At 74.4% G+C, this 21,649-nt stretch carries 15 protein-coding genes; 10 read left to right on the top strand and 5 right to left on the bottom strand.

The window, feature by feature from the left end; all coding sequences use genetic code 11:
- Positions 1-77: 77 nt before the first annotated feature.
- A complete protein-coding gene (locus tag AC0VX6_RS16760) occupies positions 78-1,562 on the bottom strand; it encodes a sodium/glutamate symporter (RefSeq protein WP_475465095.1) in 1,485 nt (494 codons plus the stop codon).
- 535 nt (positions 1,563-2,097) lie between these two features.
- Between AC0VX6_RS16760 and AC0VX6_RS16765 the strand changes: the two genes are divergently transcribed.
- Entirely contained in the window at positions 2,098-2,601 is a 504-nt protein-coding gene (locus tag AC0VX6_RS16765; protein ID WP_475465097.1) for a DoxX family protein, read from the top strand.
- A 120-nt stretch (positions 2,602-2,721) separates the two neighbouring features.
- Positions 2,722-3,537 carry a metallophosphoesterase family protein gene (locus tag AC0VX6_RS16770; protein ID WP_274973635.1) on the top strand — a complete coding sequence of 272 codons (816 nt, stop codon included), beginning with the start codon at positions 2,722-2,724 and terminating at the stop codon, positions 3,535-3,537.
- Between the two features lie 30 nt (positions 3,538-3,567).
- Here AC0VX6_RS16770 and idi read toward each other — a convergent pair whose 3' ends face one another.
- The 4 genes from idi to AC0VX6_RS16790 all read right to left on the bottom strand — a co-directional run bounded on the left by idi (position 3,568) and on the right by AC0VX6_RS16790 (position 8,016).
- Positions 3,568-4,167 carry an isopentenyl-diphosphate Delta-isomerase gene (gene idi, locus AC0VX6_RS16775; RefSeq protein WP_475465099.1) on the bottom strand — a complete coding sequence of 200 codons (600 nt, stop codon included), beginning with the start codon at positions 4,165-4,167 and terminating at the stop codon, positions 3,568-3,570.
- Between the two features lie 99 nt (positions 4,168-4,266).
- Complete coding sequence (locus AC0VX6_RS16780; RefSeq protein WP_274973637.1) at positions 4,267-5,127, bottom strand: geranyl diphosphate 2-C-methyltransferase; 861 nt, start codon at positions 5,125-5,127, stop codon at positions 4,267-4,269.
- 104 nt (positions 5,128-5,231) lie between these two features.
- Positions 5,232-6,560, bottom strand: a complete 1,329-nt coding sequence (locus AC0VX6_RS16785; RefSeq protein WP_475469379.1) for a family 2 encapsulin nanocompartment cargo protein terpene cyclase — start codon at positions 6,558-6,560, stop codon at positions 5,232-5,234.
- Between the two features lie 52 nt (positions 6,561-6,612).
- On the bottom strand, positions 6,613-8,016 hold the full coding sequence (locus AC0VX6_RS16790; RefSeq protein WP_444960265.1) for a family 2B encapsulin nanocompartment shell protein: 1,404 nt from the start codon (positions 8,014-8,016) through the stop codon (positions 6,613-6,615).
- Positions 8,017-8,773: 757 nt separating this feature from the next.
- Here AC0VX6_RS16790 and AC0VX6_RS16795 point away from each other — a divergent pair.
- The 8 genes from AC0VX6_RS16795 (at position 8,774) to AC0VX6_RS16830 (ending at position 21,494) form a co-directional block, all read left to right on the top strand.
- Positions 8,774-9,817: a 2-keto-3-deoxygluconate permease gene (locus AC0VX6_RS16795; protein WP_274973640.1), complete on the top strand. Its 1,044-nt coding sequence runs from the start codon at positions 8,774-8,776 to the stop codon at positions 9,815-9,817.
- On the top strand, positions 9,814-11,013 hold the full coding sequence (locus tag AC0VX6_RS16800) for a four-carbon acid sugar kinase family protein (protein WP_475465101.1): 1,200 nt from the start codon (positions 9,814-9,816) through the stop codon (positions 11,011-11,013). The genes AC0VX6_RS16795 and AC0VX6_RS16800 overlap by 4 nt, the downstream gene beginning before the upstream one ends.
- Positions 11,010-12,038 (top strand): 4-hydroxythreonine-4-phosphate dehydrogenase PdxA, encoded by a 1,029-nt coding sequence (gene pdxA, locus AC0VX6_RS16805; RefSeq protein WP_274973642.1) that lies wholly within the window; start codon positions 11,010-11,012, stop codon positions 12,036-12,038. The genes AC0VX6_RS16800 and pdxA overlap by 4 nt, the downstream gene beginning before the upstream one ends.
- A 210-nt stretch (positions 12,039-12,248) precedes the next feature.
- On the top strand, positions 12,249-13,136 hold the full coding sequence (locus tag AC0VX6_RS16810) for a GntR family transcriptional regulator (protein WP_475465103.1): 888 nt from the start codon (positions 12,249-12,251) through the stop codon (positions 13,134-13,136).
- A gap of 366 nt (positions 13,137-13,502) precedes the next feature.
- On the top strand, positions 13,503-13,799 hold the full coding sequence (locus AC0VX6_RS16815) for a lactococcin 972 family bacteriocin (protein ID WP_475465105.1): 297 nt from the start codon (positions 13,503-13,505) through the stop codon (positions 13,797-13,799).
- A 73-nt stretch (positions 13,800-13,872) separates the two neighbouring features.
- Positions 13,873-15,942: a hypothetical protein gene (locus AC0VX6_RS16820; protein WP_475465107.1), complete on the top strand. Its 2,070-nt coding sequence runs from the start codon at positions 13,873-13,875 to the stop codon at positions 15,940-15,942.
- 17 nt (positions 15,943-15,959) lie between these two features.
- Positions 15,960-16,607: an ABC transporter ATP-binding protein gene (locus AC0VX6_RS16825; protein ID WP_274973646.1), complete on the top strand. Its 648-nt coding sequence runs from the start codon at positions 15,960-15,962 to the stop codon at positions 16,605-16,607.
- 237 nt (positions 16,608-16,844) lie between these two features.
- The gene (locus AC0VX6_RS16830) at positions 16,845-21,494 is read left to right on the top strand and encodes a hypothetical protein (protein ID WP_475465109.1); all 4,650 of its coding nucleotides are present in this window, start codon (positions 16,845-16,847) and stop codon (positions 21,492-21,494) included.
- Positions 21,495-21,649: the final 155 nt, after the last annotated feature.

The following is a 21,649-nucleotide window of genomic DNA, read 5'->3' on the forward strand; positions in this document are numbered from 1 at the left end:
AGCACCGGACCGGCCCCGACCGCTGGGCCCCGCGCCCCGCTCCGCCGTGGCCGGACCGGCGGGCGTGTGTGCCGGGGTCAGGACACCGTCTCGGCCTCCTCGGCCTCCCGTTCGGTGTCGGCGGCCCCGCGCGACCTGCGGCGGAGCACGAACAGGCCCGTGGCGAGGCTGGCCGCCAGGACCACGGCCATGATCGCCAGGAAGCCCACCGCTCCCACCTGCGGGCTGATGATCAGCGGGATGGCGGCCGCGGTGACCAGGCCGCCCCCGAAGAACGGTTCGAAGATCAGCTGCTTGTAGCCGAACGCGGGGTAGGCGGGCGACTTCATCTCCGGGTCGACGACGCGCATCAGCACCAGGCCCGTGGCGGTGACACCGAGGGACTGGCCGAACTCGCCGATGCCCCGTTCGAACCAGTGGCCGGGCATCATCCGCGGCGCCAGGAACAGGAAGCCGCACAGCGACCACAGGATGCCCGCCACGGCGAGGATGGTGAAGGCGGCGAGGTTGTCGGCGATGGCCTGGAGCGAGAGGGTGGCCATCGCCGCGATGATGAGCACGTCCAGCGACAGGCCCTGGATCCGCTCGACGGTCCCGTGGTCCACCACCTCGTCGCGGTCGAAGCGGTCGATGAGCACCTGGAGGACGATGCCGCCGATCATGGCCAGCGGGAACAGCGGCACGTAGGCCATGATCTCGATGGTGTCGGACCACAGCATCCGCTCCAGCCACTGCAACCCCATGAGGATGAGCTGACCGATCAGCACGGCGAGGGCGACCAGCCCGAAGTGGAGCGTCATCGGGTCCATGGACGAGGGGTGGACGGTCATGGTCGAGCCCGCCGAGCGCTTGCCGGGTTCGACCAGCCCGGCCTGCTCGGTGTCGCTGCCGCGCGCGTCGTCGCTGATCACGTTGGACTTGCCTCGGCGCACTCCCCAGTTGATGAGGACGATGCCGACGATGATCCCCGACAGCAGTCCGACGGTGGCCATGCCCAGGGCCAGGTCCTGCCCCGCGGCCCAGCCCGCCTGCTCGAAGGTGTCGCCCAGCCCCGCCGCGGTCCCGTGCCCGCCGAGGAAGCCGATCTCGATCAGGGCCCCGGAGATGACCGGCACGCCGAACAGGGGTGCGAGCACCAGCAGGGCGAGCACCAGGCCGATCACGTACTGGCCGCTGGCCATGGTGACGCCGAAGGCGAGGTTGGGGCCCGCCAGGGATGCGGCCTCGCGGAAGCGCGGCAGGGGCTTGCCGAGGAAGAGGCTGGCGAAGACCACCGAGATCAGCAGGCCGGGCAGGGACGACCAGACCGCCATCACGTCGGTGCCGAAGAGCCCGCCCTCGGCCGTGCGCTCGGCGAAGCCCCCACCGACGCCCCGGTCGGCCAGCCAGCCCATGAGGCGCCCGAACACGTCGGGGCCCAGGAGCAGGGCGACACCGCCGCCGATGATCGACGCGGGCAGGTAGAGCCTCTGCGTCAGCTTCCACCTGACCCGTACCAGCTTCGCTGTCAGCAGCAGCACTCCCAGCAGCAGGAGTGCGAGGCCGACGGTCTCAGGGCTCATCCTCTACCTCTCGTGTTTCGGTTCCGCGAGCGCGTGCGCACCCGGACACGAGCGGGTCGGGGGCGGCACGCCTCGGCTCGGCGCCGTGGCGGGGAGGTAGGGGGGAGGGCGCCACGGCTCGGGTGACCGTGTCGTCACGATCACCCGCGGCATCCTACACACGCTGTAGTGGTGTCGAACACGGACTCAACGTGACCGGAGCGGACGCGGTACACGGGTCCGCTCACACCGTGGGAGCCGCGGCGGCCGGGGCCGCCGACGCCCCCGCCCGCGGCAGGACCCGGACGCGGTTCACGGACGGCTCTGCGGCGGCCGGGGGACGGGGGTTCCGCCGTCGGGGTTCGGTCCGCTCTACCCGGGCCGGTCCGCCCGGCGGTCCGCCGCCGGGATGGGAAGTGTCACGCGGGGTCCGCGGGCGGCCTCGGGCCCCGTCCTCCGCCACCCTTCCATCTTTCCATTGACAAGTTTCGTCGGCGGGAGGAATATTGCCAATGGAAAGATCTCTGGACGGGAGAACGGACCGGGAGGAAGCACCATGGAACCGCTCATCGCCCTCGTCGGCGTCACGGCGCTGCTGCTCGTCCTCGGCGCGGCGGGCGTGCGTCCGCTGCGCTCCTGGCCGCTGGCCCTGCGGGGCGGGATCGCGGCCATGTTCACCCTGACCGGGGTGTCGCACTTCGTGGGCATGCGCGAGGACATGATCGCGATGGTCCCGCCCGCGCTGCCCGCCCCCGCCCTGCTGGTCACCGTCACGGGCGTCCTCGAACTGGCCGGGGCGGCGGGGGTCCTGTGGGCGCGCACCTCGCCCTGGGCCGCGGCCGGGCTCAGCGCCCTGCTGGTGGTCATGTTCCCGGCCAACGTGTACGCGATCACCGCCGGGACGGTCGCCGGAACGACCGAGAGCCTGCCGGTGCGCACCGCCGTGCAGGCGGTGTTCCTGGCCGCGACGCTCGCCGTGCTGGTCCACCACCTGCGCGCCCGGCGGCGCGCGGCGCCGGACGTCCCCGCGCGGGCGCCCCGCGCCGGGACCGCCGCGTGAGCCGCCCGGCGGCACGGCACGGTGAGGGCCCTCGCTTCCGCTCCAAGGCGGAGGCGGGGGCCCTCACCCGTTTCTGTGTAGGGTGGCCGCGGACCGGTGCCGACACGGGGAGACGGTGGGATGGGCCTGTTCGCCATCAGCGACCTGCACGTACGGCACGGTGACAACCGCGCCTTCACCGAGGGGCTGCGGCCGGAGTCCGACGACGACTGGCTCCTGGTGGCCGGGGACGTCGCCGAGACCGGCGAGGACGTCCTCCGGGCGATGGAACTGCTGGCCGACCGGTTCGCCACCGTGGTCTGGGTTCCGGGCAACCACGAACTGTGGACCACGCCCAAGGACCCCGTCCAGCTGCGCGGGGAGGCGCGCTACCGGCACCTGGTCGAGGGCCTGCGCGGACTGGGCGTGCACACCCCCGAGGACCCCTACCCGGTGTGGCCGGGACCCGACGGACCGGTCGCGGTGGCCCCCCTGTTCGTCCTGTACGACCACACCTTCCGGCCCGAGGGGACGCACACCAAGGAGGAGGCGCTGGCGGTCGCCCACGAGACGGGCGTGGTGTGCACCGACGAGTACCTGCTGCACCCCGACCCCCACCCCGGGCGCGACGCCTGGTGCCGCGCCCGCCTGGAGTACACGCGCGAGCGGCTGGACGCGCTGAACGCCGACCTGCCCACCGTGCTGGTCAACCACTTCCCGCTGGTGCGCGAACCCACCCGGATCCTGCGCCACCCCGAGTTCGCCCAGTGGTGCGGGACCGAGGCCACCGCGGACTGGCACGTGCGCTACCGGGCGCGCGCCGTGGTCTACGGGCACCTGCACATCCCGCGCACGATCGTGGTCGACGGCGTGCCCCACGTGGAGGTCTCGCTGGGCTACCCCCGTGAGTGGGGCGCCCGTCCGCACCCGCCCGAGGGACCGCGCCGCATCCTGTAGGCCGCGGGGCGCGAGGGGCCCCGGACCGGACTACCAGCCCGCGTCGGGTGCCAGCTCGCGCACCGCGGGCAGCGCGGCGTCGAACACGGTCGCGAACCACGCCGAGACCGGGTGCTCCCCGCGCAGCCGCACGAGTCCGTCCGGGTCCACGAACGCGGTCCCGGCGATCTCCCCGGGGTCGGGGTTCAGGTCGTCGCGCACCAGGCCGACGAAGAGGTGGTTGTACTCCTGCTCCACCAGCCCGGAAACCGGGTCGGGGTGGTTGTAGCGCACGGTTCCGGCCTCGCGCATCAGCGCGGGGGCCGCGCCCAGCTCCTCGCCGGTGCGCCGGGCGGCGGCCGCGAAGGGCGTCTCGCCGGGGTAGGGGTGGCCGCAGCAGGTGTTGGACCACACGCCGGGAGAGTGGTACTTGCCCAGGGCGCGGCGCTGGAGCAGCAAGCGGCCGCGTTCGTCCAGCAGGAAGACCGAGAAGGCCCGGTGCAGCTGCCCGGGGGGCAGGTGGGCGGAGAGCTTCTCCGCGGTGCCGATCGTCGTCCCGGCCTCGTCGACCAGTTCGAGCATGACCGGCCGCGCGGCGGGGTCGTCCCGGTCGGCGGCGGAGCGGTGGTCGGTGTCCGTTCTGGCGGTCATCGGTGTCCTTCGTGTTCGGCGTCGGGGTGCGGGCGCCCGTAGGGGTACGGACGCCCGGAGGGGCGGCGCGGCCGGTGCCCGCGCCGCCCCCCGTGAGGTTCAGACGCGGTCGGCCGCGATGAGCAGGTAGTGGAAGCTGTTCTCCTTGTAGGCGGTGAGGAAGGGCTCCTCGATGCCGGTGGCCACGGAGGACTTCGCTCGCAGCTCCCAGTAGGGGATCGTGGCCGCGGTGAGGTCCACGACCTCCATGGGGACGAGTCCGTTGGCGGCCATCGCCCGGAAGTACTCGCTCCGGGGGTGGATGTTGCAGGTGTAGTGCTCGTCGATGCGGCTGACCGCCTTGGAGCGGCCGCCGGTCACGTCGTTGTAGCAGCCGGTGATGGTGACGTAGCGGCCGCCGTACTCCAGCAGGCGGGCGTGCTCGCGGAAGAGCTCGAACAGGTCCACGTACATGGTGGACTCGTTGTTCCAGCTGGCGCGCAGGGAGCCCGTCTCGAAGCCGGTGTCGAGCATGTTGCGGAAGTGGAAGCGCACGCGGTCGGACACGCCCCGCTCCTCGGCCTGGCCGTTGGCGAAGGCGACCTGCTGCTCGGAGATGCTGATGCCGTCCACGTGGCAGCCGAAGCGCTGGTTGGCCATGAAGCTGGTGCCGCCGCGGCCGGAACCGGTGTCCATGATCCGGTCGCCGGGCGCGACCGGGCCCAGGTGGTCCAGCAGCACGTTGGCCTGCGCGGTCTCCAGGCGGTGCATCTCCTGGATGATGCGCTCGTCGCGGGTCTCCTCCGGCCCCTCCAGCACGGACGGGTCGTAGTCGCCGATCCCGTAGTGGTGGTGGTAGAGGCCGTCGACCTCGCCGAGGCGGATGTTGACGGGGTCCTTCTCGGCGTTCCAGTACGCCGCCACGGACTCCTGGTAGGCGGTGCGCAGGACGTTGGCCGATCGGCTGAGGGTCTCGGTCATCGCGGAGGAACTCCTTGTCGTGGTGTGTCGGTCGGGACCGGCCCCGGCCCGGGGCCGGGCCGGTCCGCTGCGGAGGGAGGGGCCGCGCCGGGCGCGCGGCCCGTTCAGTCGGTGCCCGCCCCGTGGTAGCGGGGGCTGCGGGCGTGCCATTCGCGGCTGCCGCCGAGCCAGGCCCACAGGCCCCACAGGAAGCGGCGCAGCTCCGGCGAGCCGGTGAGAGCCAGGGCGGCGGCCTCGGCCTCGAAGGCGTGCATCAGCTCGTCGTGGATGTCGACGGTGCGCCGCACGGCCTCACCCAGCGAGCACTCGTCCTCGGTGGCGATCAGCCGGGGCAGGCTGAGGTCGGTGACGTCCTCCTTGCCCATGGAGTACAGGTCGTTGACGATCACGCTCGCGCTGCCCGCCAGGGTGAACACGCGGCGCACGCTGGGCTCGGAGAACACCTGGTGCGGCAGCTCGTACCCGGCGACCGCGTCGATGAGCGCCATGCACGGCACGAAGCTGTTCTCGTGCCGGTGCATGAGGAACTCCCAGACCGGCGGCCGGTGGCCGGTGGCCAGCCAGTTGCCCTCCTGGTTGTAGGCCACGAACATGATCGCCAGCTCGTGGCGGAGCCTGCGCACCTGCGAGGCGGTGCCGTAGAGGCCCAGGTTGTCCAGGCTGGAGCGCAGGGCCCGCATCACGGGGTCCGCGCGCACGACCTCCTCCAGCTGGGGCGCGTAGCGCAGCGGCAGGTGCGCCTGGTCGATGACCGAGTGGGCGATGGCCAGGCGCTGGCCGAGCAGTTCCGGCTGCGCCTCCTCGGCCTCGCCGTCGACGTAGTGGTCGTCCACGGACCACTCGGCCAGGGCGCACTTGGCCGCCGCCAGCAGCCGGTCGGGGTCGTCGGTCTCGGGGTGGGCGAGCATGATGAGGCGCCCGAACCCGGCCGAGCGGACCCGGTCGAGCTGGCCGGGGTAGACCCCCATCTCCTCGGCCCACACCAGCAGCCGGTCGTCGACCTCGTCCCCCAGGGCGGGGTCGTCGCGGACGGCGGGCGGGCAGTACAGCGCCGGGATCCGCTCCCCGCCGACCTCGGGCCCCTCGGGTTCGGAGGCGACCGCCGACCCCTCGGGCGGTGCGCCGGTCCCCGGGCGCTCGGGCGCCGGGGCGGTGGGGCCCGGGGCGCCCGCTCCGCCGGGGTGGCCGGGGAGGCGGAGTCCGGTGCGCACGGCGAGGGCGCCGGGGCTCTGGTCGGCGACGTGGGATTCGGGCAGCCGGAGCCGCAGCGCCGACGTGCCGACCTCGCGGGAGCCCACGGGCAGCCGGGGCGCGGGAGGCGTCCGCGGGGCGGCCGCGGACGCCAGCAGGTCCGGTCTCCCGGGGCGCCGCGAATCACGGAGCAGGCGGTCCACCAGGGCCGCCACCTCGGGAGAGGCGGCGGAGGCGGACATCCTGGGCAGCGGTGGCACCGTCTAGACCTCCTTCCCTGACGGTGTCGGGTGCTCAGCCACGCGGGTGGACCTCGGCGTTCTCCAGGATTCCGATGGCGTCGGGGACGAGCACCGCGGCGGAGTAGTAGGTGCTGACGAGGTAGGAGATGACGGCCTTGTCGTCGATGCCCATGAAGCGCGCGTTGAGGCCGGGCTCGACCTCGTCGGGCAGGCCGGTCTGGTAGAGGCCGATGACGCCCTCGTTGTCCTCGCCGGTGCGGACCGCGATGATCGAGGAGGTCTGGTGCTCGGTGACCGGGATCTTGCCGCAGGGCAGGAGCGGCACGCCGCGCCAGGCGGGCAGGTGGTGGCCGTTGACCTCGACGGTGCCGATGTTGAGGCCCCGGCTGTTGCACTCCTTGCCGAAGGCGGCGATGGCGCGGGGGTGGGCGAACATGTACTGGGTGTTGCGGCGCATGCTCAGCAGGTCGTCCAGGTCGTCGGGGGTGGGCGGCCCCGAGTGGGTCTGGATGCGCTGCTTGAACTCGGCGTTGTGGAGCAGGCCGAACTCGCGGTTGTTGACCAGTTCGTGCTCCTGGCGCTCGCGCAGGGCCTGGATGGTCAGCCGCAGCTGCTGCTCGGTCTGGTTCATCGGCTTGTTGTAGAGGTCGGCGACCCGGCTGTGCACCCGCAGCACGGTCTGGGCCACGCTCAGCTCGTACTCGCGCGGCCTGAGCTCGTAGTCCACGAAGGTGCTGGGCAGCTCGGCCTCGCCGACGTGGCCCGAGGACAGGGCGATCTCGGCCTCGCCGTGCTTGTTCTGCCGCTCGCCGGGCAGGGACAGGTACTGCTGGACGTGGGCCTGGAGGGCGGGCGAGTCGTCCAGGATCGCGATGAAGTCGCGGCGGGGCAGCTCCAGCAGCGTGCCCGCCGTCGCGGCCTTGACGGTGTACTCCCACGCCGGTTCGGTGCCGAGCAGGTGCTGGTCGCCGAACCTGTCGCCGTCGGCCAGCACGCCCAGCCGGACGACCTCGCCGTAGGGGCCGGTGCCGGTCTTGTGCACGCGCCCGTGGGCCAGCAGGAACAGGCTGTCGACCGCCGTGCCCTCCTCCACCAGGACCTGGCCGGTCTCGAAGTCGCGCTGGACGAAGCGGTTGGCCAGGGCCGCCAGCACCTCCTCGTCGTCGAAGCCGCGCAGCAGGGCCAGCTCGCCGAGTTCGTGGGGGATGACCCGGACCTGGGCGCCGGTCTGCTCGAACTCGATCCGCCCGTCGCCGACGGTGTAGGTCAGCCGCCGGTTGACCCGGTAGGCGCCGCCGTCGGTGTGCACCCACGGGAGCATCCGGGTCAGCCAGCGGGAGCTGATGCCCTGCATCTGCGGTGTGGACTTGGTGGTGGTCGCCAGGTTCCGCGCGGCCGCGGTACCCAGGCTCTGCTGCTTGCTGCTCCGGACCTCAGGAGCCGAGTCGATCGACATCCGCCGTGTCTCTCCTCATGGTGGTGGCGCGCCCGTCCCGCAGGGCCGGGGGAGGTGGCCCCGCGGGCGGGAGCGCGCCGGGAAAGGTTGCGCGTATTCGGATACATGGCGCGACCTGGGCAGTTGACGCACGGGTCGGCTTTCTCCGTAAACCGCTGATCACCCTAGGAGCGCCCGTTCGGGCTTCGCAGGGAAACGAGAATTTTTCTCAGCAGGACCGGAGGGCCCCCTGTCCCATATCCGCGTCGCCTCCACCGGACCCGGGGTCGCACACCCCGCCGAAAGGCACTTCTCGACCACACCACAAGCCCACGAACAGGGCACACGACCCCAAAAACACCCGCGCCCCTCACTGCCGAGTACAACCAGAGCCACGAACAGAAACCACGAATTCAGGACATTTCGTGATGTGAATTTCCAATGAGGAAGGACTGGGCGCGCCGCCTCCCGGTCACCGAAGAGGAGAATTACGGCCAACCGATGCCACGCCCGCACCGCGACTCCGACGCGCCCCACGGGAGGACACCCGGGCATTCAGTGGCGCGGATCACACCGACCCGGCCGCACTCCCCCGCACACGCCCGCACGCCGCCCCCGCGGCGCCTCCGCAGCCCGACCCGCCGACGCCCCGATGTGAATTCGTGTGCCCGGATCTGACATCATCCCAACTTGTACGTACACTCTGTACGGACAACATGTGTTCCGGCCTCCGACCTCCACGGGCCGCCCGCCGGGCCACCCCTGCGAACGGATACTTATGCGCGACGACCACGGGTCCCTGGTGCCCCTCTACCACTGGATGAACAAGATCCCCGGCGGGGCGATGCTGATCCCCCTGGTCCTGGGATCGGTCATCGGAACCTTCGCCCCCGGGGCGCTGGACATCGGCAGCTTCACCACCGCGCTGTTCAAGGACAGCGCGATGCCCCTGATCGCCCTGCTGATCTTCGCCACCGGCACCCAGGTGACCCTCCGCACGAGCGGCCCCGTCCTGGCCACGACCGGTGTCGTGCTCCTGGGCAAGAGCGTCATCCCCGGCCTGCTGATCATCGCGCTCGCCGCGGTCACCGGCCCCGAGGGCCTGCTGGGCGTGTCGATCCTGGCGATGATCGCCGCCGCCACCAACGCCAACGGCGGACTGTGGCTGGCCATCACCGGCCAGTACGGGCGCGCCCGCGACCGCGGCGCCTACATCGCCGGAGCGGTCAACGACGGCCCCTTCTTCACGCTGCTGTTCATCGGCGCCTCGGGCCTGGGCCAGATCCCGCTGACGACCCTGCTCGCCGCGATCATCCCGTTCGTGCTCGGTGTCATCGTGGGCAACGTGGACGCCCAGTGGCGCGACGTGCTCAAGCCCGTACCCGGCATCGTCATCCCGTTCTTCGCCTTCTCCCTCGGCACGGGGATCAACCTGGCCGACGTGGCCCAGGGCGGGCTGACCGGCATCCTGCTGGGCGTGGTCATCACCCTGGTCACCGGCGGTTTCGTCTACCTCGGTTACAGGTTCCTGCTGCGGCGCGGCAAGGAGTCCGGCGTCGGCTTCGCCGCCGGCACCGCCTCCGGCAACGCCGTGGCCACCCCGGCCATCGTCGCCGCGGCCGACCCGTCGTTCGCCGCCTACGTGGGCACCGCGACCTCCCAGGTCGCCGCGAGCGTCCTGGTCACCGCCCTGCTGGCCCCGCTCGTGACCACCTGGGTCCTGCGCCGGGCCGGGGCCTCGCCCGCCGAGGCCGAGAAGGAGGAGCAGGCCCGCGCCGCCGCTTCGGCCGCGCCCGCCCAGGCCAAGGAGGACAACCCGTGAGCACGCCCGAAGAGCCCCGCGTGGCCGTGGTCGCCGACGACCTGACCGGCGCGGGCGACACCGCGGTGCAGTTCCTGCGCGCGGGGTGGAGCACCGAGCTCCAGCTCTCCCCGGCCCCCTCCACCGCCGAGGTGGTGGCGGTCAGCACCGACTCGCGTGCGCTGCCCGCGGAGCTGGCCGCCCGGGCCGCCGACGAGGCCGTCCGGCGCCTGCGCGGGGCGGGCGCGGCCCGCCTGTACAAGAAGGTCGACTCCACCCTGCGCGGGCCCATCCGCGCGGAGCTCGACGCGACGCTCGCGGCCTGGTCGCCCGGCGCGGTCGCCGTGGTCTGCCCGGCCTTCCCGGCCACGGGGCGCACGGTCCGCGACGGGGTCCTCCTGGTCGACGGGGTCGAGGTGCACCGCACCGCGGTCGGCCGCGACCCGGTGACCCCGGTGACCGAGAGCCGGATCGCGGTCCTGCTGGGCGCCGAGCACGTGCGGCTCACCGGCGCCGACGCCCGCGCCGACGCCGAACTGCTGCGCGCCGGCGGCCCGGTCGTGGTCGCGGACGCCGAGACCGAGGAGGACCTGGACCGCCTCGCGGCGGCCGTCACCGCCCTGGGCCCGGACGCCGTGCCGGTGGGCTCGGCCGGGCTCGCCTCCCGGCTGGCCCGCTCCTGGGCCGGGCAGGAGGCCCCGGCCCCGGCGCTGGTGGTCGTCACCTCGCTGCACCAGACCGCACGCGGCCAGGTGGAGGAGCTGGTGGCCGACCCGCGCACCCGCATCGAGCAGCCCGCGCCGGGCGACCTCGCCGACGAGGAGGCCTGGCGCTCCTGGACCACCGGGGCGCTGGAGCGCTTCGACCCCTCGACGGCCCACACGGCGCTGGTGGCGCCCGAGGACCGCGACGGGCAACTCGATCCGGCCGCCGTGGCCCGCCGCATGGGCGAGTTCGCCGCCGCCCTGGCCGGACGGCACGAGCTGTCCGGGTTCGTCGTCACCGGCGGCGACGGGGCGCGCGCCCTGACCCGGGCGCTGGAGGCCCGCGCCATCGCCCTGACCGGCGAGGTCGCGCCCGGCATCCCGATCGGCACGCTGTCCGGCGGACCCCGGCACGGCCGCGCCATCGTCACCAAGGCCGGGGGGTTCGGATCCCCCACCGCACTACTGGAGGCCGCCGAGGCGGTCCGCCACCCGAAAGGCAGGAACTCATGAGCCGCCCCACACTGGCAGTCACCCTGGGCGACGTGGCGGGGATCGGCCCCGAGATCACGGCCAAGGCGCTGCTGCACCACCCCGAGGTCCGCGAGTACGCCAAACCGGTCGTGGTCGGTGACGCCGACGCGCTGCGCAACGCCGTCGCCGCCGTCGGCGGGGACCCGGAGGCGGTCAACACCGTCGCCTCCCCGGCCGAGGCCGCCGACCGGCCCGACGTGATCGACGTCGTGCAGACCGGCCCCTCGCTGGGCCACGTCCCCCCGGGCGAGCTGAGCGCGGAGGCGGGCGACGGGGCGGCCCGGTTCGTCATCGCCGCCGTGGACCTGGCCAAGCGCGGCCTGGTGGAGGGCATCGTCACCCCGCCGCTGAACAAGGCCGCGATGCACCTGGGCGGGCACGCCTGGCCCGGGCACACCGAGCTGCTCGCACACGAGTTCGGGGTGAAGGACTACAGCCTGGTGCTGTCGGCGGACGGGCTGTCCTTCTTCCACCTGACGACGCACGTGTCGCTGCGCCGGGCCATCGAGGGCGTCACCCAGGAGCGGACCCTCCAGGTGCTGCGCCTGATGAGCGCCTTCGCCCGCGCCCAGGGCAGCCCGGACGAGCCCATCGGGGTGGCGGGCCTGAACCCGCACGCGGGTGAGAACCGCCTGTTCGGCGACGAGGACGCCGACGTCCTGGCTCCCGCGATCGCCCGCGCCCGCGAGGAGGGCATCAACGCCCACGGCCCGCTCCCCGCCGACGCCCTGATCCCGGCGGCGGTCAAGGGCAAGTGGAAGCTGGTCGCGGTCTGCTACCACGACCAGGGGCACGCGCCCTTCAAGGCGGTCTACGGGGACGACGGGGTCAACATCACCGCGGGCCTGCCCGTGGTGCGGGTCTCGGTCGACCACGGCACGGCCTTCGACATCGCGGGCCGGGGCATCGCCCGCGAGGCCAGCCTCGTGCTGGCGATCCGCCGCGCGGCCGAGCTGGCCCCCGGCTGGGGCCACGTCTGGCAGGCCACCCGCTCCGAGGGGTAGCCGGTCCGGGGGTGTGCGCGCCCGTGCGCACACCCCCCGCCTGTGGTGGGCGCCCCGCCCGTCCTGCGGGGCGCCCACCAGAGGCGGCCACGTTCCACGGGCCCCGCCCCGGCCGACGCGTCGGCCGCGCGGTCCGGAGAGCGGACGCGGGCCCGGCACACGAGGACCCCGCTCCGGGGCGACCGCCCCGGGAGGAGGGACGACCCTAGAATGTTGCGCATGCCCGTGGACCGCACCGACCCCCGACCGCTGCACGCGCAGATCGCCGGAGCGCTGCGCGCGGAGATCCGCGACCGCTCGATCGCCCCCGGCGACACCCTGCCCAGCGAGGCGGCCCTGCGCGAGCGGTTCGGGGTGTCGCGCAGCGTCGTGCGCCAGGCGCTGGCCACGCTGGAGGACGAGGGCGCGGTCCGCCGGACCCGGGGGCGCGCGGCGGTCGCGGCGGTGCCCACCGAGCACCACCGGTTCGTGCAGCGGGTGACCGGGCTGTTCGACCAGTTCTCCACCGACGGCCTGCGCCTGTCCACCGCCGTGCTCTCCCTGGAGGCCACCCGGTCGGGCGTGCCCTCCGCGACGCGCCACCTGGGCACGCGCGAGCTGCTGCGCCTGGAGCGGATGCGCTCCCTGGACGGCGACCCCCTGTCCTACGTGCGCACCTGGCTGCCCGCCGGGCGCTTCGCCGCGCTGGACGCCGCGATGCTGCGCGACGCCTCCCTGCACCGGTTGATGGAGGAGCGCTTCGCGGCGGTGCCCACGAGCGGGCGCAGGCAGATCCGCGCCGTGCCCGCCGACCCGCGCATCGCCCGGGAGCTGGGCGTGGCCGCCGACGCGCCGCTGCTGCTGCTGGAGGGCGGGACCTTCGACCAGCAGGGCGCGCCCCTGGAGTGGTTCGAGAGCTGGCACCGCTCCGACCGGGTGGTCTTCGACATCGAGGCCGAGGGCGCCGCCGACCAGGTACGCATCGCCCCGGACCCGTCGCTGACCGCATCCCGCCCCGGGGCCCCGGCGGGCGCGGCCCGCGAACCGGGTCTGGAGCGCGCCGTGGAGCTGGCCGAGGAGCTGCGCGCCGAGCTGGCCCGCCTGCGCCGGGGGGACTGAGCCCCCGCCTATCCGAACGGGCGGGGCCGCGCAAGGGCCGTCCGTCGTGTGTACGCCGTCCTCCGGTCATGCGGGTGGCCGGGGCGCGGAACCGGCAGGTGACGGCGGCGGGCCTGTCCGCAACCGGTCAGCGGGCTTTCGGCCGGATCGGGGCGGGGTATCTCCATCTCCCGCGCTCCGGCGAGCGGAGGGGGCCGTGGGCGCCGGGGTACCCCCCGCCCCGGCGCCCACGGTTCCTCCCCCGCCGCCTCCGGCGACCCTGCGCGCGGGCGGGGCGGTGTCCCCCGCCGTTCGGCACAACCCCTCACAGCGGACCGCGAAGGACCTCCCCCGAGAACCCCGGCGAAGGCCAGGAGAGGAAACACCATGCCCCACACCCTCAAGCGGGCGGCCGCGACCCTGGCGATCGCCGCCGGGCTCACCGCCGGGACCGCGGGCGTCGCCGCGGCGGCCGTCAGCTACGTCGGCGGCGGGACGTGGTACCACGGGCTCACCTCCTCGGTCGTGTACTCCGACTACTTCCACGGGTCGCGCTGCCACGGCTCCACGGCGGTGGGCAGGTACACCGTCACCTCCGCGGCGTACCTGCCGGGGTACACCTCCCGGGCGTCGGCCCCGCGTGCCCTGGCCAACAACGAGAGCTACTGGAGGCACTGCGGGTAACCGACCGCGACGGACCCGCTGACGTCCCCCCGTCAGCGGGTCGCCCCCGTGTCCGCGACCGCGCCAGGAGACCATGCCCAACCGGACCATCGCCTTCGCCCACACCGCGTTCCCGCTGCTCGCCGCGCTCATCGCCGCGCTGCTGCTGGCCACGTGGGAGCTGACGATCCCCACCGCGCAGCACTCGGCGGTGGTGTGGATCGTCGAGGACGAGGGCACCTCCGACAGCGGCCGGGTCGCGGAGACCGTCGAGCGCGTCGCCGCCGAGCAGGGCGTGGCGATCGGCTTCACCGCCCCGGACGTGCGCACCCCCGAGTCGCTGTCGCACCTGTACCTGGCCGTGGGCGACCCCGACTCCCGGTACGCCGACTGGCTCACCGAGGGCTACCCGTCCTTCAACCCGGCCACGGAGCTGCGCGTCCATCCCGTCGAGGCGCTCGCCGAACGCAGTCCGCGCGGCTACTACCTGGTCTTCGGCCCGCCCGAGAGCGCGCGGGTACTCACCGACGCGCTCGCCGAGCACGGCCTGCGCCCGGACGAGGGCGGCAGCCAGGCGCGGCTGTGGCAGTCCTTCCTGGGCGGCCCGCTGTTCAACGTCCTGGCCCTGGCGCTGCTGGCGTGTGTCACCTCGGTCGGCGCGGGAGTGCTGCTCGGGTCCCGGGACTACGCCGTCCAGCGGCTGCTGGGGCGCTCCTACGGGCGGATCCTGCTGCGCGACCTGGGCCGGGTCGCCCGGCTGTGGGGCGCGGCCCTGCCCGGCGTCGCCCTGGTCACCCTGGCCTGTCTGGGTCTCTACAACGGCTGGAACCAGCTCGGCTTCTTCGCCCTGATCGCCCTGGCGTTCGCGGGGGTCTTCGCCGCCGTGGCCGTGGCCGTGCACGCCGCGGTGCTCGGTCTGGTGCACACCACCGCGATCCTGCCCGCGCTCAAGGGCCGCATCCCCGTGCGCACGGCCCAGGCGGGCGCCTACCTGGTGCGCGTGCCCGTGCTGCTCCTGGTGCTCGCCGTCCTGGGGTCGGTGGTCCACCTGGCGCAGACCACCCGGGAGCAGCGGGCCTCCCTGGAGGTCTTCGCCCGGACCGGCCAGACCTCGCACGTCACCCTCAACGGCAGCGTCGGCATGGCGGACTCCGAGGCCGCCGACTCCCTCCTGGGTCCCTGGCTGCGCCGGGCCGACCGGGAGGGCCGGGTCGTCATCGCCGACCAGCACGCGCCCGAGTCCGTGGTTCCGGTCGGGTCCGGGCGGCCCGGCTTCGACGTGCTCGTGGTCAACGACACCTACCTGGAGGAGCAGGAGATCGTGTCCCCCTCGGGCGAGCGCTACGGCCCCGCCGCCTCCGAGGACCGGGTCCGGGTCCTGCTCCCGCGGGCGCACGCCTCCCACCGCGAGGACATCGAGCGGACGATGCCGGACTGGCTGCGCCTGCAGAACGGCGGCGAGGGGTCCGGGACCGACGTCGAGGTGCTGCCCGCGGCCGACGGCCAGACGGTGTTCACCTACGGGTCGCGCGCCCCCTTCGCCCAGCGGGAGCTGCCCTTCCTGCGCGACCCGGTGGTCATCGCCCTGCCCAACGGCTCCGTGCTCTCCGACAGCGCCTACGTCGCCTACATGACCCACGAGGCCGTGCTGTTCCCCGACCCGGGCGTGGTGGAGCGGGCGCGGGAGGCCGACCCGCGGATGGCCGAGTACGTCAACGCGGTCCAGCCGATCCTGAACAAGGCGGCCGCGGCCCACGCCGCCGACCTGAACCTGTTGCGGATCGAGGCGTTCAACCTGGCCGCCGGTACCGCTCTGCTGCTGCTGACCGGCATCGCCTCGTGCGTCATCCACGCGCGCACCCGGGCCCAGACCGTCTTCGCCCGGCACATCAGCGGTTGGGGCTTCCTCGCCACGCACCGGCGCTTCCTGGCCGTCGAGGCGGGGATCGCGCTGGGCTTCGCGGGCTGGGCCGCGTGGGACTCGCTGACCACGTTGCGGGCGCTGCGCGACCCCGCCAGGATGCTGCCGCCCGAGACGGTGCCGACCAGCGGCCTCGAACCCCTCTACGCCGCGGCCATCGCGGCGACCGGACTCACCCTGACCCTGGGCGCGCTCGCATTCTTCCACCGCCGTATCGTCCGCGAGGGCTCCTCGCAGGCCTGAGAACCCCGGGAGGCAGCATGATCACCGTCGAGAAGCTCACCAAGTCCTTCGGCTCCCGCGTGCTGTGGCAGGACCTGGACCTGACCGTGGAGGCGGGGCGGATGCTGGCCCTGGTGGGCGCCAGCGGATCGGGCAAGACCACCCTGCTCAACTGCATGGGGCTGCTGGAGAGGCCCAGCGCGGGCCGGATCCTCTTCGGGGGCACCGACCTCACCCGTCTGGGACCGGGCGGGCAGCGGCGCTTCCGCGCCGACGAGCTCGGCTACCTGTTCCAGGACTACGCCCTGGTGGAGAGCGCGTCCGTGCAGGCCAACCTCGACATCGTCAAGCGGTACGGCACCAGGTCGCGCCACGCCGCGGCGTTGGAACGGGTGGGCCTGGCGGGACGGGAGCGGGAGAAGGTGCACCGGTTGTCGGGCGGTGAGCAGCAGCGCGTGGCGTTGGCCCGCGTGCTGGTCAAGCAGCCCTCCCTGGTGCTGGCCGACGAACCCACGGGCGCGCTGGACCACGACAACGGCGCGATGGTCGTGGAGGTGCTGCGCCAGATGAGCCGGGAGGGCTGCGCGGTGGTGATCGCCACGCACGACGACGCCGTCCGGGACGCGTGCGACGCCGCCTTCGACGTGGGCACGGGACGGGAGGCGCAGGCGACCGGCGGCCGGTAGCGGCAGGGACGGGCGCCGCCCGCCCGTCGGGCCGGGGGTCCGGGCGGCGGCGGGGGTTGCGGCGACCGTTGGCGGCGGGACCGGGGAGGTCGCGCGACCGGGGGCCGACAGCGGCAGGACCGGCAATCGGCGGCGAGCGCTCCCCGGTCGGTGGCGGCGGGCGGTCCGGCGCCCTGCCGGAGGCGCTCCCACCTCGGAGGAGCGCGACTGTCCGCGACCGCTGGAATACTGCCGCCCATGCCCCTTCCCCTCCCTGCGCATCCCTCCTCCTCGACGCTCCTGCTGGACCGGGCCCGGACCCGGGGCCCCGACCGCCTACGGCGGGCCCGCGAACTGCTCGACGCGGTCGAGGCGCGGCTGGCCCTGCGCCACCGCGCCCGGGGACGGCTCATGTCCGACCTGGCGGAGCACTTCGCCTCCTCCGGCCTGCCCGAGGCGTACCTGCCCTGGTTCTGGGACACGGTCGGCCACCGCCTGGCCGAACCGGACAGGAGGCGCGCGGGGTCGGCCTTCACCCGGGCGCGCGAGGCGGAGGCCGCGCACACGCTCCCCGTCGATCCCCACCACACCGTGGAGAACGCCCTGCTCTTCGCCCGGCACGGCGCCCTCCCCGCCAAGGAGTTGGGCGCCCACCGCACCAGGCTCGCCGCGCTCCTGCCGCCCCGGGAGGCGCACCGGGAGTTCCTGCGCTTCCTGGACTCCTGGACGGCCGGTGGCGCACCGCTCCCCGCCGGGCTGCCCTCCCGGCTGCGCGCCTCGGCCGGGGCGGCGGAGCTGGGGAGGGCCGAGGAGGCGCGTGCCCTGGGCCGGGTGCTGGCGGCCTCCGGGGGACGCGAGATCCCGGTGAGCGTGCTGGAGGCGGCGGACCGGGTCTTCGCCGAGGCACCGCCGTCCGAGGAGGACCGCCCCGGCCTGGCCGTCCTCTTCCCCGCCTCGATCACCGACGGCGCCCCGTGGCTGCGTCTTCTGGAGACCACCGGCGTCGCCGAGGACATGGCTCAAGGGCGCCTGCTCCCGGAGGGCGGCTACGGCGCCTGGCTGTCGCGCTACTTCTTCATGTACGGCTACCGGTGGGTGGGCCAGGGCGTGACCCGGCAGCGGATGCCCGGGGAACTGTACGCGCTGCTGGGGCGCATCGCCCCGCGGATCCGTGAGGAGAAGGCCCCCGTACGCCTCTACGAGGGCCGCTACCGGCACGGCCGCGTGGACGGCGAACTCGTGAGGGCCTGCGAGTCACACGGCATCGTGGTGGACCTGCCCGCGGGGGCCGGGCGCCCCCTCCGCGGCCCCCGGAACACCGAAGGCGGGACGAGGCCGCACCCGCGGTTCCTGGAGCAGATGAACGCCGAGGTCGAACGGGTCCGGAGCGGTCTGCTGGAGTCGGCGGGCAGGGGCCTCACCGAACTCGACGCCTGCCTCTCCCACGATGTCATGCGCAACCTGGACGAGGTCGAGGAGATCCTGGACGGACTCGACCTGGCCGCGCCCCTGGCCCGCACCCTCCGGTTCGGGGTGCCCGGCGAGTACGGCTGGCGGGCCTTCGAGGAGGCCGTGGCCGAGATCGGCGCCCGCGACGGCGGCGTCCGGGGCATGACCTCCACGTGGCCGGTGCTGACCGTCTACGGCAGGGACGCGGCGGTGGCCGTGGACCACCGGGAGAGGCGCGGGTCCTGTTCCTTCACCCTGCCCGAGGACGCCGACAGGTACACCGTGCACTTCGTGGGCGGGGACTTCCAGGTGTCCTGGACCACCAGCGGGAAGACCGACGGCCACCGGTCGCAGCGGGCGCTGTGGTGTTCGGCGCCCGAGGACGTGTTCGACACGGCCTCCTCCCCGGCCCTCTTCGACCACGGCAGCGCCCACTGCTACGACCTCGGCCTCGTCCTGGCCTCTCCGGACGGGGGCCGCTACGACCAGGACGGAGTCCTGCGCCCCGGGGACCGCAGGGGCGTCACACAGGTCCACGACCACCTGGGCGACGGCGCACGCGTCTGGTCGAACATCCACAAGGGCGACAGCGGTTTTCCGGAGGTGGACGCGGCCACCGGCGTCAGCGGGGGCCTCACCTGCCCCGGCTTCCTCACCCCGGACCCCCGGCTGGATTACGTCGACTACCTGGACACGCGCCTGCACCTGGTCGGCCTGCCGGAGGGGGTGGACGGCTCCCCGCTGGGTTCGGCGGACGGGCTCGCGGGCTTCCGCGTCGTCTGGACCGGCCCCGGCGCGGAGGGGGTCCGGAAGGCCCAGCGGGCCCTGGAGGGCACCGACGGGCGGCGCGCTCCGCTCCCCGACCACCCGGGTCTGACGTACTGGGGTGTGCTGCGCATGCCCAGCGGCACCGCCGAAGGGCTGCTGGCCTACCGCTGGAAGGAGGGCCACACGGTGATCCAGTGCCGGGACGCCGACGACCGTTCCCTGCTCTGGGAGACCTGGGCCTACCCCAAGGCCCGGCTGAGGAACCACGAGGACAACGGCCTGCTCCCCCTGATGCCGCCGCCCGCCTTCTGGCACTTCCTGTCCCCGCGCGACCCGGCCGCCTCCCGCGCCCTGCGCCGGGTGGACGAGGCCACCGCACGCCGACTCATCGAGGCGGCCCTGCACGCGCCCGGCGCCGAGGACCCCTCCTCCCCCGAGGCGCTGCTCGCATCCTCGGCCCGGACCTCACCCGTCCGCGCGGCCGCCGTGCGCGAGGCCCTGTCCCGGCTGCTGCCCGAGGTCACCGACGAGGCACTGACCGACGGCACGGGCGGCCTGGTGTGGGCGGTGCTGTGGGCCGCCGAACTGCGCCTGCGCCGGGAGGAGATGTCCCGGCGCACCGCGCTCGTGCGCGCCGGCGCCCTGCTGAGCCCCCTGGCGGAGGCCATCGACGCGGATCTGGAGAAGGCGCTGGCGGGACTGTTCGACTCCCCGGAGACAGCGTTCCGCTCCTCCTCCCGCGACCTGGCGGCCACGGTCACCGCCCTGACCGCCGACGGCGCGCGGCTGCGCGGCCGCACCGACGAACACACCCGGAGACTGAGCCCGCCCGGCGCGCCCGCGCGCTGGGACCCCCTGCTCGGCCGCACCGACGCGGTCCTGTGGCGCCTGGCCACCGGCGGCGCGGGCCCCCGCGAGCGCGAGGCGCTGGTGGCGCTGCTGCGCGTGTGGGCCGATCAGCCCTTCGCCGAACGGGGGACGGCGTGGGTGTGCGGCCTGGCCACCGGCGCCTCGCTCGCGCCCCTGCTGGCCGCCGGGCGGGCCGTCATCGTCGAACCGCCCTCTCCCCTGCTGCGCAGGCACGGCAGGGAGGCGCGGCACTGGTCGGGCCGCTACCTGCCGGAGCGGCGCTATGTCTACGTGCGCGCGGACTCGGCCCCCGCACCGGAGGGGGCCGAGGAGCAGGACCCGGTGCGGATCGAACGCGACGAGGCCGCGCGGCTGCACCGCTTCCTGGAACTCCTCGACCGGCGGGGCCCCGTGGTGTTCGGTCCCGAGGCGGTCGCGGCCTTCCGCACGACCACACGGGTCGCCGGGGCCACCGCCGAGTTCGTCCTGTCCGGGGAGTTCGGCTGCCCCAGGGCCGCACCGGAGAAGGGCGCCGCCCGCGCGGAGTACCGCAGAACGGGCGCGAGGCTGAGCAACGAGCAGCGCCGCGGGATGCTTCTGGCAGCCGTGCCCGACGACCCGGCCGACCTGTGGGAGCCCGACGGCGCCGTCGCCGCGGCCGAGCGCATGGCCCGGGTGTGGGTGGAGCTCCTGGGGGCGCAGCCGACCCGGGCCGAACGGGCCGCCGCGAAGGCCGAAGCCGAGGTGCCCGACCTGTTCGCGGCGGACCTGTCCATGGACCCCTCCTGGACCGGCCTGCTCGCCGACTCCTCCGGGGAGGGCCACGCCGCCGCCGACCAGCCCCGCCATCTGGTCCAGAACTCCTGGGGGAGCCTGGAGGTCCGCCGCGACGACACCAGGGAGAGGATCCACGGCGTCGGCGCCCTCGCCCTGCCCTTCCGCGACCCGGCCACTGTGCTCTCCTGGGCCGCGCTCCAGCTTCCGGTGGGCCATCCGGCCGTGGCGGGAGCGGCGCAGCTGCACGCGCGCCTCTCGGCGGGGCTGCGCGGCCCTGGGTCCTACGTTCCGCTGTCCTGTGACGTGCCCGCCCCCGCGGTCCGGGCGTGGGCGGAGCGGACCGGGGCCGTCCCCGTCCGGGTCGGGCCGCGGCGCGCCCTCGAACCCGGCTCCGCCGCGTGGCCGATGCACAGCGACGGCGTCCTCGTCCTCCACGAGCCCAGGATGGACCGCCCGGTCGTGCCCGTGCTGCTGACCGCGGGGCTGTTCGACCCCGCCGCCGTCGAGCGCACGGTGGAGGCGCTGGCCGGACTGGACCTGCGCGACACCGTCCGGGAGGTCCGCAGGGCGGCGGCGCTGTACGGCGGGCTGGCCCGCACGGCCGCGCGCGCGGCTGACACCCCGGTTCCGGCGGGCGGCTTCGAGGCCGACCCGCGCCTGAGCGTCCCGGATCTGGTGGAGGAGGTCGCGGGCAGGCTGGACGTGGACGCCGACGCGGCGGCGCTGTACCTGCAACTGCTCACCCTGTCCCGGCCCACCGACCGCAACGTGCGCCGGTGGAACGGCTGGGCGCCCGCGCACCACAGGAGGACCGCCGCCCGCCTCCTGGAGACCGGCGCGGTCGAGCAGGGCAGGCGTTCACGGGCCGGGCGGACGCTCTTCGCCCCCGGCGACTGGACGGAGCTCAAGGCACCGCACCTGCCCCTGGAGACGGCCAAGCTCGGCTCCCACCTGGTCCGGGCCAGGTTCGACAAGCAGATCGAGGGGCCCCTCAACGGAGTGTGGCCCGTGGCGCCCGCGCACGAGATGTTCGCCCGGGTGTGGAGGGAGCGCGGCCCGGCGTGAGGGCGGTTCCGCCCGGGTCCGGCCACGGGGGAAGGCCGCTGCCGCGCGCCTGGGCGACCGGCGGCGCGCACACGCCGGACAACGCCGTCGACGACGAGTCCTGCCGCCGCCTCGTCCAGCGCGCCGAGGGCCGCGAGGAGGACGTACGGGCCGGG

Source organism: Nocardiopsis sp. iso_25 (assembly GCF_056173305.1).